We start from the raw sequence: 12,879 nt of genomic DNA, 5'->3' as shown, positions 1-12,879 counted from the left end.
GAGGTGTGGCGTCAGCGCGCGTTGGAACCGGCCCGCATCAGGACAGTTCGAACGGCCCCAGATGCCCCTTCATGCGCTGCAGGATGCGGCCCCAGACCCGGCCGAACATGCATCGCCGGTCGAGCTCGTCGTAGCCCGATGCCTCGCTTTCCAGCAGGAAGCGCGACAGCAGTGCCTCCATCGGTTCGCGCGGTGCGGCCGCAGCCAGATCGTAGATCGTGCGCGCAAGCCGCCAGCGCGCGACGAACTCGTCGCCCGACACACCCCGTGCCAGGCAGAAGGCCTGCCAATGCGCCTGTTCCTGCGCCAGGCACCAGACCACCAACGGTGATCGATTCATTGCCCCGGTCATGCGCGCCCCGATTTCCACCCCAGCTTTCACTATCGTGAATAGGGGCGGCGACGGCATGTGCCAATGGTCCTGTCCGTGCTTTGCTTGCGCGCGGTGAAGTGAAGCTTCGTCAACGTTGCCGACCAATCGCACGTGCCTTCCGTTTTTAACTGCAAGGATCGACGTCGCACGGCCCTTCGACGAATCAGTGGCCAGCGCAACAACACCTCGCACATCACACGCCGGCACTGATGGTTTCAGGCGCCCAGGCACGCATTTGGTCGGCCTATCCCCGGCTTGGTCGCCTGCTGGCTGGCGCCTGCGCATTGGCTGGGTATGCTCCGCCGCACAAGTTCGCTCCGGGGTGATGCCGTGTTGACCAGTGTGTTCCTGTTTGTGCGCATCGTCGTGGCCTGGGGCCTGTCTGCGCTGGTGGTCGCCTTCCTGTGGTCGGGCTTCTTCCACCACATGGAAGCACCGCCAGGCATCCTCTTCTGGCTGGCTGCCATCGGCCTGACCATCGCCGCCGCCGTGCGCGTGATCGATCATCTGCATCGGGTACGGGTGCTGGCCGGCGACGTCGATGCGGCAACCCTGTCCAGCCGACAGCGTCGTACGGTCGACCTGCCGATGGAGGCCGACGAGGCGTTCGGGCTGATCGAAGGCGCCCTGCGCGAGCTGCCGCGCATCCAGTCGGTGATCCCCACCCGCGACAGCCTGAGCCTGCATGGCCGGGTGCCGCGACCGGGCGTGGACCCGCAGCGCAAGATCCCCTGGTACAACCTGCTGGCCCATTGCGCGATCAAGCAGGACGAGGTCCAGGTGACCATCATGCCGGCCGATGGCACCTGCCGCGCCAGCCTCCACTGCGAGCCCGACGCAGGCGCCTGGCGTGACCTGTACACGGTGGACAAGGGCGCCAATTACGAACACATCGAATCCCTGACCCGCGCCATCGCGCGTCGGGTCGCCGAGCGCCGGCGCGCGGAGCAGGCCGCGTCGGAACACAACGCCAACGAGAAGGAACTCACCCAGGCGCGCCTGAACCTGCTGCAGGCCCAGGTCGAGCCGCACTTCCTCTACAACACCCTGGCCAACGCCCAGGTCCTGGCCGCCACCGACCCGCCGCGCGCCGAACAGATGCTGGGGCATCTGATCCAGTACCTGCGCCGCTCGCTTCCGCGCGAAGAAAACGCCATGTCGCCGCTGGGCGAGGAGCTGGAACGCACGCAGGCCTACCTGGAGATCCTCAAGATCCGGATGGGCGCCAGGTTGCAGGCCAACATCGAGGTGCCCGATGCCCTCAAAGCCGTCCCGTTGCCGTCGATGATGCTGCAGACCCTGGTGGAGAACGCCATCAAGCACGGCCTGGAACCCAAGCCCGGCGGCGGCACGCTCTGGATCATGGCCAGGTCGGTCGACGATGGCGTGGCGATCACCGTCGCCGACGACGGCCTGGGCCTGGGCGGCGCCCCCAGCAGCGGGACCGGGATCGGCCTGCAGAACCTGCGCGAACGCCTGCGCCTGACCTATGGCGTGCAGGCCAGCTTTTCCCTGACCTCCAACTTCCCGCAGGGCGTCGCCGCCACGTTGATCGTGCCCGGCCCGCGCCTGCACGGCCAGGCGATGTCACCGGCATCGCATGGCGCGCGGCCGGCGCCGACGTCGCACCTCACCCCGCCACCGCCACCGCAGGCCTTCGTCGAGGTTGGCCAGCATGGTTGAGTGTGTCGTCGCCGAGGACGAAGACCTGCTGCGGGCCGCGCTGGTGGCGCAGCTGCGCCAGGCCTGGCCGGAGCTGCAGATCGCAGCCGAGTGCAGCGATGGCGCCAGCGCGCTGGAAGCCATCGCCGAGCGACAGCCCGCCGTCGCCTTCCTGGACATCCGCATGCCGGGACTGACCGGCATCGAGGTCGCACGCGCGGTGGCCGATGCCAGCCCGGCGACGCAGGTGGTCTTCGTGACGGCCTACGACCAGTACGCGGTGGAAGCCTTCGAGCATGGCGCGGTGGATTACCTGCTCAAGCCGGTCAGCCAGGACCGGCTGGAGTGGGCCGTGCAACGGCTCAAGGCGCGCGGCCACACGGCGGCACCCGACGTGGCCGTGCTGGATGCACTGCTCAAGCGCCTGGCCCCCAGGGTCCGGCCGGAGGTGGCTCCGCTGGCCTGGGTCACGGCCACGGTCGGCCGCGAAACACGCCTGATCCTGCTCGAAGACGTGGCCTATTTCCGCGCCGATCAGAAGTACACCGTGGTGATGACCGCCGAGGGCGAGGCGCTCTTGCGAACGCCGTTGCGCGAGCTGCTCGTCGCGCTGGATCCGGCGGTGTTCAAACAGATCCATCGCTCCACGATCGTCAACCTCAAGGCAGTGGCTTCGGTGCTACGCGATGACAGCGGCAAGGGACAACTGCGGCTGCGCCATCGCCCCGAATCGCTGACCGTGAGCCAGCCTTTCATGGGGCTGTTCAAAGGCATGTAAGCCAGCGGCACGCCATCACAGCCGCTGTGATCGTTCCCGCCTTGCCGCCGTCCCTGGCGACGGCAGGCCCATGCTCGACACACTGACAAGGAGTGCGCCATGCGCATGTTGACCTCGATGCTGTACTGCCTGCTCGCCCTGTTCGGCTGCGATGGCAAGAGCACCACCACCACGGTGACCCGGAGCCAGCTCAACGGCCAGGACACCTTGCTGAGCCGAACCACGCAGGATCACGACGCTGCCACCTTCCAGTGCGTGACCAGCAGCAGCGGGCGTTGCCATTACCAGGTGTTCGAAGAAACCTGCGCTGCCGCAGCTGCCACCGACAGCGCGCAATGCCAGCGCTCGCCCATGGACAGCTTCAGCCTGCAGGTGGGCGAAAAGCGTCTGCTGAAAGGATTGGCCGGCCAGGTCAAGGACTGCGTCCAGGCGGAGGTGCCCGGACCGAACACGCGCTGCCGCGCGGGATGACAGGCGCCCGCGCGTGCGCAGGCGCGAGGGGCAGATCGCCCGCTTTTCTTCCAGTGCTTCAGCCTTAGCTTTTCGTGCGAACTACTCAGTCGTTTGCCTAGCAATCGCCTTCGCGCACGACGCTTCGCGGAGCGTGTGCCTTACTCGACCGTCACCGCTTTAGCCAAATTGCGCGGCTTATCGACGTCGGTGCCGCGTGCCAGCGCGGTGTGGTACGCCAGCAGCTGCACCGGGATCGTATGCACCACCGGCGACAGCACGCCGGTATGGCGCGGGGTGCGGATCACGTGCACGCCGGCGGACTCGCTGAAATTGCTGTCCTGATCGGCGAACACGAACAGCTCGCCACCGCGCGCGCGGACTTCCTGCATGTTGGATTTGACCTTCTCCAACAGGCGATCGTTGGGCGCGATGAACACCACCGGGATGGTGTCGTCCACCAGCGCCAGCGGGCCGTGCTTGAGCTCGCCGGCCGGATAGGCCTCGGCGTGGATGTAGGAGATCTCCTTGAGCTTGAGCGCGCCTTCCAGCGCGATCGGGTAGCTCAGGCCGCGGCCGAGGAACAGCGCATTTTCCTTCGGCGCGAAACGCTCGGCCCAGGCCGCGATCTGCGGCTCCAGATTGAGCGCGTGCTGCACGCTGCCGGGCAGGTGGCGCAGTTCTTCCAGGTATTGCGCCTCAGCCGCGTCGTCGACCTTGCCATGCAGCTTGCCCAGCACCACCGCCAGTTGGAACAACGCCGCCAACTGGGTGGTGAACGCCTTGGTCGAGGCCACGCCGATCTCGGCGCCGGCGCGGGTGTAGCAGACCAGTTCGCTGGCGCGCGGGATGGCGCTCTCGGGCACGTTGCAGATCGACAGCGTGTGCAGGTGGCCCAGCGACTTGGCGTATTTCAGCGCCTCCATCGTGTCCAGGGTTTCGCCGGACTGGGAGATGGTGACGACCAGATGCTTCGGGTTGGCGTACGCGGCGCGGTAGCGGTATTCGCTGGCGATCTCCACGTTGCACGGCAGGCCGGCGATGGCTTCGATCCAGTAACGCGCGGTCATGCCGGCGTAGTAGCTGGTGCCGCAGGCCAGGATCTGCACGCCTTCGATGTCACTCAAAACGGCTTCGGCATGCTTGCCGAACAGCGTGGCCGGGAAGCCGCCCGCATCGATGGCGGCCTCGATGGTGTCGGCGATGGCGCGCGGCTGCTCGTGGATTTCCTTCTGCATGAAGTGGCGGTACGGGCCCAGTTCCAGTGAGGCCAGCGACACGTCCGAGACATGCACCTCGCGTTCGACGCGCGCATCAGTGGCATCGAAGATGGTCACGCCGTCGCGGGTCACATCGACCGTGTCGCCCTCTTCCAGGAAGATCACCCGGCGCGTGGCCTGCAGGATCGCCGACACGTCGGAGGCGACGAAGTTCTCGCCTTCGCCCAGGCCGACCAGCAGCGGACAGCCCATGCGCGCACTGACCAGGCGGCCGGGCTCTGCCTTGGACACCACCGCCAGTGCATAGGCTCCGGTGAGTTCTTTCACCGCTGCCTGCAGCGCGCCGAGCAGGTCCAGGCCGCCCTGCTGGTGGTGATGGATCAGGTGGGCGATGACTTCGGTATCGGTCTGGGATTCGAAGGTGTAGCCCAGCGCGCGCAGCTTCTCGCGCTGTTCCTCGTGGTTCTCGATGATGCCGTTATGGACCAGCGCCAGCGCGCCGTGGCTGATGTGCGGATGGGCGTTGGCCTCGGTCACCCCGCCGTGGGTGGCCCAGCGGGTGTGGCCGATGCCCAGCGTGGCGCTGAAATGCTCGGCGTGGGCAGCGGCTTCCATCTCGGCCACGCGGCCGGTGCGGCGTACGCGGCGGACCTCATCGCCGACCACCGCGATCCCGGCCGAGTCGTAGCCGCGGTATTCCAGGCGCTTGAGGCCCTCGATGAGAACCGGGACCACATCGCGATCCGCGATCGCGCCGACGATGCCGCACATAGGTAAATCCTTGGACGAAAAATGCCGGAATAGTGTAATGACTTGACGTATTCATGGCCGCTGTCCGGCCGGACAGGACAAGTGTCCGACCGGACACTGTCCGCCCCGCATGCGCCTTTGCATTCAAGCACTTGCAGTTGGCACGCCGCCTGCGTTGCAACGCCGAGCTTCCTCTTTCGTGAATTGCGCCGGCCATGCAGCAGACCGACAACCCCTTCCGCATCCGCGACACCGCCGCCCAGGACATCGTGGTCGAGACCGGCAGCGGCGCCCGCTGGAAGCGCTGGGGCCTGATCGGCGGCGGCGTGGCCGTGCTGGCCGCCGCGCTGGTGTGGGTGGTGATGGGCTGGGCCGCGGGTGGACGCTCGTTCGACGCCAGCCGCGTGCGCATCGCCACGGTGACCCGCGGCGATCTGGTCCGCGACCTGGCCGCCGATGGCCGCGTCATCACCGCCAACAGCCCGACCCTGTACGCCATCGACGGCGGGACGGTCACGCTCAAGGTCGTGGCCGGCGACGTGGTCAAGAAGGACGATCCGCTGGCCGTGATCGACAGCCCGGCGCTGCGCAGCAAGCTGGCCCAGGAAGAATCCACTCTGGCTGGCCTGCAGGCCGAGGCCAGCCGCGCGACGCTGGATGTCTCCCAGGCGCGCTCGGAAGCCAGCAAGCTGATCGACCAGGGCAAGATCGACCGCCAGGCCGCCGAACGCGATGTCGAGCGTTACCAGCGCGCCTACGACGCCGGCGCCCTGCCGCAGGTGGACCTGGCCAAGGCCCAGGACACGCTGAAGAAGGCCGAGATCGAACTGCAGCACGCCCAGCAGGACGCCGCGCTCAAGCAGCAGGGCGCGCAGCTGGACGCGCGCAACAAGGCGCTGCTGGCCCAGCGCCAGGACGCGGTCGTGGAAGAACTGCAGCGCCAGGTCGACGCGCTGACCCTGCGCGCGCCGTTCGATGGCCAAGTCGGCCAGGTGCAGATCGCGCAGGGCACCAACGTGGCGATCAACGCCCCGATCCTGTCGGTGGTGGATCTGTCCAAGTTCGAGGTCGAGATCAAGGTGCCGGAGAGCTTCGCCCGCGATCTCGCGATCGGCGTACCGGCGCAGCTCACCAGCGGCAGTGGCGAACCTTTCCCCGGCAAGATTTCCGCCGTCTCGCCTGAGGTCGTCGCCGGTGAAGTCACCGCGCGCGTGCGCTTCGACGGCAAGCAGCCGCCCGGCCTGCGCCAGAGCCAGCGCATGAGCGCGCGCATCCTGCTGGACACGCGCAAGAACGTCCTGAAGGTCGAGCGCGGCCCGTTCGTCGAACAGTCCGGCGGCCGCTACGCCTACGTCATGGCCGGCTCCAGCGCCCAGCGCCAGCCAGTGCAGTTGGGCGTGTCGAGCCTGTCCGAAACCGAAGTGCTGTCCGGCCTGAAGGAAGGCGACCGCGTGGTCGTCTCCGGCGCCGACCAGTTCGGCGATGCGCCACGCGTGACCGTGCACTGATCCATCCCCGCTTTCGTGGGAGCCGATCGATCGGCGATGAGGCTTTCCCGACAAGTCCCATCGCCGCTGCAGCAGCTCACACCACCACGTTCCACAGACCCGCTCCACTGACAAGGACATTCCCATGCTCGACATGCACGCCGTCTCCAAGGTCTTCCGCACCGAGCAGGTGCAGACACACGCTCTGCGCACGCTGGACCTGCACGTGAAGGAAGGCGAATTCGTCGCCGTCACCGGTCCTTCCGGCTCGGGCAAGACCACCTTCCTCAACATCGCCGGCCTGCTGGAGACCTTCACCTCGGGCACCTACAAGCTCGATGGCGAAGACGTGTCCAACCTGTCGGACAACGCGCGCAGCAAGCTGCGCAACCAGAAGATCGGCTTCATCTTCCAGAGCTTCAACCTGATCCCCGATCTCAACCTGTTCGACAACGTCGACGTGCCGCTGCGCTATCGCGGCATGGCCGCGGCCGAGCGCAAGCAGCGCATCACCGAGTCGCTGGAGCGCGTGGGCCTGGGTTCGCGCATGAAGCACTACCCGGCCGAACTCTCCGGCGGCCAGCAGCAGCGCGCTGCCATCGCCCGCGCCCTGGCCGGCAGCCCGCGCCTGCTGCTGGCCGACGAACCGACCGGCAACCTCGACTCGCAGATGGCCCGCGGCGTGATGGAACTGTTGGAAGAGATCAACGCCCAGGGCAGCACCATCGTGATGGTGACCCACGACCCCGAACTGGCCGCCCGCGCCCAGCGCAACGTGCACATCGTCGACGGCCAGGCCACCGACCTGGTGCGCGAAGCGGCGCTGATGGCCGCGGCCGAACCCGCACTGTCCACGCAAGCCTGAGCTCCACCCCGCCATCCCGGAGCCCACGCATGTTCGCCTACTACTGCAACCTGGCCTTGCGCAGCTTCGGCCGCAACAAGGTGTTGACCGCGCTGATGGTGCTGGCGATCGCGCTGGGCATCGGGGCGTCGATGACCACGCTGACGGTGTTCCATGTACTGTCGGGCGATCCGATCCCGCAGAAGAGCGAGCGGCTCTTCCATGTGCAGGTGGATCCGGAAATGCTGGCCGGCTACACGCCCGGCGACGAGCCGCAGTCGGACATCAGCCGCTACGACGGCGAGACGCTGCTGCAACAGAAGCAGGCCAAGCGCCAGGTGCTGATGACCGGCGGCAGTATCACGGTCGAACCTGCAGGTGGCGCGCTCAAGCCCTTCATGCTGGACGGGCGCTACACCACGCCGGATTTCTTCACGATGTTCGACGTGCCGTTCCTGTTCGGCCGCGCGTGGTCGGCCAGCGACGACGATGGGCAGGCGCGCGTGGTGGTGATCGCCAAGGTGCTCAACGACAAGTTGTTCAATGGCGCCGACAGCACCGGCAAGACGCTGCGCATCGACGGCCATGATTTCCAGATCGTCGGGGTTATCGACGACTGGGCGCCCAAGCCGCTGTTCTACGACTTGAACGTGGGCACCTACAACACCGACGAGCAGGTGTTCGAGCCGTTCCAGACGGCGATCGGCCTGGGCCAGTCGCGCAGCGGCAGCATGAACTGCTACGGCCCGGAGGCCACCATCGACGGCACCGCGCGTGGCGCGCCGTGCGCGTTCGCCCAGTACTGGGTGGAACTGGACAGCGCTTCGAAGGCGGATGACTTCAAGGCCTACCTGGATCGCTATTCGCAGCAGCAGCATGAGAGCGGCCGTTTCCAGCGCCCGCCGAACACCCGCCTGCGCAACGTCATGGACTGGCTGGACTACAACGGCGCGGTGCCGGGCGATGTGCGCCTGCAGCTGTGGCTGGCGATGGGCTTCCTGCTGGTCTGCCTGGTCAACACCGTGGGCCTGCTGCTGGCGAAGTTCCTGCGCCGCAGCGGCGAGATCGGCGTGCGCCGTGCGCTGGGCGCCAGCCGCACCGAGATCTTCAAGCAGTGCCTGGTGGAAGCCGGCAGCATCGGCCTGGCCGGCGGCGTACTCGGCTTAGGCCTGGCCGAGCTGGGGCTATGGGCCGTGCGCCACCGCCCGACCGGCTATGCGGCGCTGGCGCAGCTGGACCTGTCGATGCTGCTGATGACCTTCGTGCTGGCGGTGTGCGCGAGCCTGGTGGCGGGATTGCTGCCGGCGTGGCGCGCGATGCAGATCACGCCAGCGGTGCAGTTGAAGACGCAGTGAGTTGAATCCTTCTCCCTTTGGGAGAAGGTGCCCGAAGGGTGAATGAGGGTTCGGCGGAATCAAAGACGTCCGAGCCACCACATCCTTCACCAACCCTCACCCCAACCCCTCTCCCGAGGGGAGAGGGGCGCCAAGTTTCACGGAGAGACCCATGGAAATCCGCCCGATCCTTTCGACCCTGCGACGCCACAAGACCGCTGCCGCGTTGATCGTGGTGGAGATCGCCCTGGCTTGCGCGATCATCTGCAACGCGTTGTTCATCGTGTCCCAGCGCTGGGAAAGCCTGCGGGAAACCAGCGGCGTCGCCGAGCACGAGCTGGTCACCCTGTATCTCACTGGCGTGGGCAAACATGCCAACCCCAACGCGATCAGCCAGGAAGACCTGGCCGCCCTGCGCGCCGTGCCAGGCGTGACCCAGGTGGCCATCGTCAACCAGCTGCCGTTCCGGCGTGGCTCCAACAACTCCTCGCTGGCGGTCAAGCCCGATCAACAGATCCCGACACTGAGCGCGGCCATGTACACCGGCGACGAAGGCGCCGTGCGCACGCTGGGCCTGAACGTGATCGCCGGGCGCGATTTCAACCCCGACGAATATCTCGACTGGTCCGAGCTGATGACCCAGCTGGGCACCAGCAGCGGCGTGCCCGCGCGCACCCTGTCGCTGATCGTCAGTCGCGAGGCGGCCGAGAAGCTGTTCCCCGGCGAATCGGCCGTGGGCAAGCAGGTCTACATGGCCAACATCCCGCTGATGATCGTGGGCGTGGTCGAGCGCCTGCGCCGCCCCAACCTGATGGCCAACAACACCAGCTATTCGATGCTGATGCCGCTGCGCCAGAACTACACCAGCGGCGGTTACTACGTGTTGCGGGTGAAGGACCCGGCCCAGCGCGCGCAGGTGCTGCATGACGCGGTCGATGCGATCAATCGCGTCAATCCCAACCGCCTGGTGATGCAGCAGAAGACCTTTGACGAATGGCGCACCGATTACTTCAGCGATGACCGCGACATGATGGGGCTGCTGATCACCCTGTGCGTGGCGCTGCTGCTGGTGACCGCGCTGGGCATCATCGGCCTAGCCAGCTTCTGGGTGGCCCAACGCACGCGCCAGATCGGCGTGCGCCGCGCGCTGGGCGCGACCAAGGGCCAGATCCTGCGTTACTTCCAGACCGAGAATTTCCTGCTGGTGACGCTGGGCATCGCGCTGGGCATGGGCCTGGCCTACGCGCTCAACCAGCTGCTCATGCGCCAGTACGAACTGCCGCGGCTGCCGCTGCTGTACCTGCCGATCGGCGCGCTGGTGCTGTGGCTGCTGGGCCAGGCCTCGGTGCTGTGGCCCGCGCGCCGCGCCGCCGCGGTCCCGCCAGCCATCGCCACGCGCAGCGCCTGAGGCGCCCACTGCATCCGGAGTCGACCATGCTTGCCTACTACTTCAATCTGGCGGTGCGCAGCTTCAAGCGCAACAAGGTGCTGACCGCGCTGATGGTGCTGGCCGTGGCGCTGGGCATCGGCGCCTCGATGACCACGCTGACCGTGTTCCACGTGCTGTCCGGCGATCCGATCCCGGCCAAGAGCGACAAGCTGTTCTACGTGCAGCTGGATCCGTTCCCGATGAATGGCTACACGCCGGGCGGCGATCCGGCGCCGCAGCTGACGCGCTTCGATGCCGAAACCCTGTTGCGCGAAAAGCGCGCCGACCGCCAGGCGATGATGTCCGCCGGCAGCGCCGCCGTGGAGCCGGAGACCTCGGGGCTGGCGCCTTTCATCCTGCAGGCGCGCTACACCACCGCCGATTTCTTCCCGATGTTCGACGCGCCGTTCGCACACGGCCAGGCCTGGAGCGCGAGCGATGACGCCGCCCGCGCGCGCGTGGCGGTGATCAGCAGCGAGCTCAGCCAGAAGCTGTTCGGCGATGCCGATCCCACCGGCCGCACGCTGCGGCTGGGCAAGGTCGCGTTCCGCGTGATCGGCGTGCTGGGCGACTGGAACCCCAACCCGCGCTTCTACGACCTGACCAACAACCGCTACAGCGGCGATCCGGAAGAGATCTACGTGCCCTTCTCCGCGGCAATGGACCTGAAGTGGAGCAACAGCGGCAACATGAACTGCTGGAGCGACAGCGATGGCGACAGCACCGACCTCAATGCGCCGTGCATCTGGGTGCAGTACTGGGCGCAGCTGGATTCGGCGCAGAAGGCGGCCGACTATCGTGCGTACCTGTCCAACTATTCGGACCAGCAGCGTGCCGCCGGGCGCTTCCAGCGGCCGAGCAACGTGCGCCTGAGCGACGTGATGACCTGGCTGGATTTCAACCAGGTGGTACCTAGCGACGTGCGCCTGCAGGCCTGGCTGGCGCTGGGCTTCCTGGCGGTGTGCCTGCTCAACACCGTGGGCCTGCTGCTGGCCAAGTTCCTGCGGCGTGGCGGCGAGATCGGCGTGCGCCGCGCACTAGGCGCCTCGCGCGCGGACATCTTCAAGCAATGCCTGGTGGAAGCCGGCACGGTCGGCCTGGCCGGCGGCGTACTGGGTCTGGGCATCGCCCTGCTCGGCCTGTGGGCCGTGCGCCACCAGCCCACCGAGTACGCCGCGCTGGCCCACCTGGATACCGCGATGCTGCTGGGGACCTTCGTGCTGGCCATCGCCAGCAGCCTGCTGGCCGGCATGGTGCCCGCCTGGCGCGCCATGCAGGTCACGCCCGCCATCCAGCTCAAGTCGCAGTAAGGAGATCATCATGGAACTGCGCCCCATCCTGTCCACGCTGTTGCGCCACAAGACCGCCGCGCTGTTGATCGTGCTGGAGATCGCCCTGAGCTGCGCGATCGTCTGCAATGCGCTGTTCCTGATCGGCAACCGCCTGGACCACATGCATCGCCCCAGCGGCATGGACGAAGCGCACCTGCTGTTCGTGCGCACCAATGGCATCAGCGAGGACGCCGACGCGAAGGCCGTCACCCGCGCCGACCTGGACAGCCTGCGCGCCATCCCCGGCGTGGCGTCGGCCACCACGGTCAACCAGGCGCCCTTCGGCAACTCGGTGTGGATGAGCAGCATCAAGCTGCGCCCGGACCAGGACGACGCCACCATGACCACCACCAACTACATGGTGGCCGAGGATGGCATCAAGACCCTGGGCCTGAAGCTGCTCGAAGGCCGCGACTTCAACGCATCCGAGTACGTCGATTCGGACACCAACGAGTACTCCGCCGTCATCCTGACGCGCGCGCTGGCGCAGCGGTTGTTCCCGGACCAGTCGGCCATCGGCAAGTCGATGTATGTCTTCGGCAAACAGCCGCATCGTGTGGTCGGCATCATCGAACACCTGCCCAAGCCGCGCGATGCCGGCCCATCGGCGGAATACGACATGTCGATGCTGTTCCCCTCGCGCTTCAGCTACATGGATGGCGGCGTGTACGCGGTCCGCGTGACCGATGCCAGCCAGCGCCAGGCCATCCTTGAGCAGGCGAAGAAAGTGCTGGCCACGTACGGCCCGACCCGCATCGTCAGCAAGAACGCCACCGGCACGCTGGAAGACATGCGCGCCAAGTTCTACCGCAACGACCGCGCGATGGCCTGGATGCTGGTCGCCGTGAGCGTCGCGCTGCTGGTGGTGACCGCGCTGGGCATCATCGGCCTGGCCAGCTTCTGGGTGGCCCAACGCACGCGCCAGATCGGCGTGCGCCGCGCCTTGGGTGCGACCAGGACACAGATTCTGCGCTACTTCCAGACCGAGAACTTCCTGCTGGCCACGGTCGGCATCGTGCTGGGCATGGTCCTGGCCTATGCCATCAACCAGCTGCTCATGAGCAAGTACGAACTGCCACGCCTGCCGCTGATGTACCTGCCCGTCGGCGCGGTGCTGCTGTGGCTACTGGGGCAGATCGCCGTGTTCTGGCCTGCACGTCGCGCCGCGTCGGTGCCGCCGGCCATCGCCACGCGCAGCGCGTAAGCGCCCGCGCAGGAGCT

The 12,879-nt window shown here is 67.1% G+C and carries 11 protein-coding genes; 9 read left to right on the top strand and 2 right to left on the bottom strand.

The window, feature by feature from the left end; all coding sequences use genetic code 11:
* Positions 1-37: 37 nt before the first annotated feature.
* Entirely contained in the window at positions 38-409 is a 372-nt protein-coding gene (locus BMZ17_RS08450; RefSeq protein ID WP_139202854.1) for a hypothetical protein, read from the bottom strand.
* Between the two features lie 294 nt (positions 410-703).
* Between BMZ17_RS08450 and BMZ17_RS08445 the strand changes: the two genes are divergently transcribed.
* The 3 genes from BMZ17_RS08445 to BMZ17_RS08435 all read left to right on the top strand — a co-directional run bounded on the left by BMZ17_RS08445 (position 704) and on the right by BMZ17_RS08435 (position 3,284).
* On the top strand, positions 704-2,056 hold the full coding sequence (locus tag BMZ17_RS08445) for a sensor histidine kinase (protein ID WP_093138173.1): 1,353 nt from the start codon (positions 704-706) through the stop codon (positions 2,054-2,056).
* Entirely contained in the window at positions 2,049-2,813 is a 765-nt protein-coding gene (locus BMZ17_RS08440) for a LytR/AlgR family response regulator transcription factor (RefSeq protein WP_093138172.1), read from the top strand. The genes BMZ17_RS08445 and BMZ17_RS08440 overlap by 8 nt, the downstream gene beginning before the upstream one ends.
* A gap of 99 nt (positions 2,814-2,912) precedes the next feature.
* Positions 2,913-3,284, top strand: coding sequence for a hypothetical protein (locus BMZ17_RS08435; protein ID WP_093138171.1), 372 nt, complete (start codon positions 2,913-2,915; stop codon positions 3,282-3,284).
* 140 nt (positions 3,285-3,424) lie between these two features.
* On the opposite strand, the gene glmS is transcribed toward BMZ17_RS08435, so the two are convergent.
* Positions 3,425-5,254, bottom strand: coding sequence for a glutamine--fructose-6-phosphate transaminase (isomerizing) (glmS, locus tag BMZ17_RS08430; RefSeq protein ID WP_093138170.1), 1,830 nt, complete (start codon positions 5,252-5,254; stop codon positions 3,425-3,427).
* Between the two features lie 194 nt (positions 5,255-5,448).
* On the opposite strand from glmS, the gene BMZ17_RS08425 reads away from it, so the two are divergent.
* The 6 genes from BMZ17_RS08425 (at position 5,449) to BMZ17_RS08400 (ending at position 12,862) form a co-directional block, all read left to right on the top strand.
* Positions 5,449-6,741 carry an efflux RND transporter periplasmic adaptor subunit gene (locus tag BMZ17_RS08425; protein ID WP_093138169.1) on the top strand — a complete coding sequence of 431 codons (1,293 nt, stop codon included), beginning with the start codon at positions 5,449-5,451 and terminating at the stop codon, positions 6,739-6,741.
* A gap of 124 nt (positions 6,742-6,865) precedes the next feature.
* Entirely contained in the window at positions 6,866-7,585 is a 720-nt protein-coding gene (locus BMZ17_RS08420; protein ID WP_093138168.1) for an ABC transporter ATP-binding protein, read from the top strand.
* 29 nt (positions 7,586-7,614) lie between these two features.
* Complete coding sequence (locus BMZ17_RS08415; RefSeq protein WP_093138167.1) at positions 7,615-8,919, top strand: ABC transporter permease; 1,305 nt, start codon at positions 7,615-7,617, stop codon at positions 8,917-8,919.
* Between the two features lie 151 nt (positions 8,920-9,070).
* Positions 9,071-10,306, top strand: coding sequence for an ABC transporter permease (locus BMZ17_RS08410; RefSeq protein ID WP_093138166.1), 1,236 nt, complete (start codon positions 9,071-9,073; stop codon positions 10,304-10,306).
* Positions 10,307-10,332: 26 nt separating this feature from the next.
* Complete coding sequence (locus BMZ17_RS08405; RefSeq protein ID WP_093139488.1) at positions 10,333-11,637, top strand: ABC transporter permease; 1,305 nt, start codon at positions 10,333-10,335, stop codon at positions 11,635-11,637.
* A 10-nt stretch (positions 11,638-11,647) separates the two neighbouring features.
* On the top strand, positions 11,648-12,862 hold the full coding sequence (locus BMZ17_RS08400) for an ABC transporter permease (protein WP_093138165.1): 1,215 nt from the start codon (positions 11,648-11,650) through the stop codon (positions 12,860-12,862).
* The last annotated feature ends 17 nt before the right edge of the window (positions 12,863-12,879 follow it).

Origin of the sequence: Pseudoxanthomonas sp. GM95 (assembly GCF_900109775.1) — a bacterium.
GTDB lineage: Bacteria > Pseudomonadota > Gammaproteobacteria > Xanthomonadales > Xanthomonadaceae > Pseudoxanthomonas_A.
Note: the sequence above shows the minus strand (reverse complement) of the source record. Positions and strands in the feature narration are given on the sequence as shown.

What these genes read in the sequence shown, in the direction of transcription:
- BMZ17_RS08450 (WP_139202854.1), bottom strand. Translation starts at nt 409, where the DNA reads ATGCCGTCGCCGCCCCTATTCACGATAGTGAAAGCTGGGGTGGAAATC.
- BMZ17_RS08440 (WP_093138172.1), top strand. Translation starts at nt 2,049, where the DNA reads ATGGTTGAGTGTGTCGTCGCCGAGGACGAAGACCTGCTGCGGGCCGCG.
- BMZ17_RS08435 (WP_093138171.1), top strand. Translation starts at nt 2,913, where the DNA reads ATGCGCATGTTGACCTCGATGCTGTACTGCCTGCTCGCCCTGTTCGGC.
- glmS (WP_093138170.1), bottom strand. Translation starts at nt 5,254, where the DNA reads ATGTGCGGCATCGTCGGCGCGATCGCGGATCGCGATGTGGTCCCGGTT.
- BMZ17_RS08425 (WP_093138169.1), top strand. Translation starts at nt 5,449, where the DNA reads ATGCAGCAGACCGACAACCCCTTCCGCATCCGCGACACCGCCGCCCAG.
- BMZ17_RS08420 (WP_093138168.1), top strand. Translation starts at nt 6,866, where the DNA reads ATGCTCGACATGCACGCCGTCTCCAAGGTCTTCCGCACCGAGCAGGTG.
- BMZ17_RS08415 (WP_093138167.1), top strand. Translation starts at nt 7,615, where the DNA reads ATGTTCGCCTACTACTGCAACCTGGCCTTGCGCAGCTTCGGCCGCAAC.
- BMZ17_RS08410 (WP_093138166.1), top strand. Translation starts at nt 9,071, where the DNA reads ATGGAAATCCGCCCGATCCTTTCGACCCTGCGACGCCACAAGACCGCT.
- BMZ17_RS08405 (WP_093139488.1), top strand. Translation starts at nt 10,333, where the DNA reads ATGCTTGCCTACTACTTCAATCTGGCGGTGCGCAGCTTCAAGCGCAAC.
- BMZ17_RS08400 (WP_093138165.1), top strand. Translation starts at nt 11,648, where the DNA reads ATGGAACTGCGCCCCATCCTGTCCACGCTGTTGCGCCACAAGACCGCC.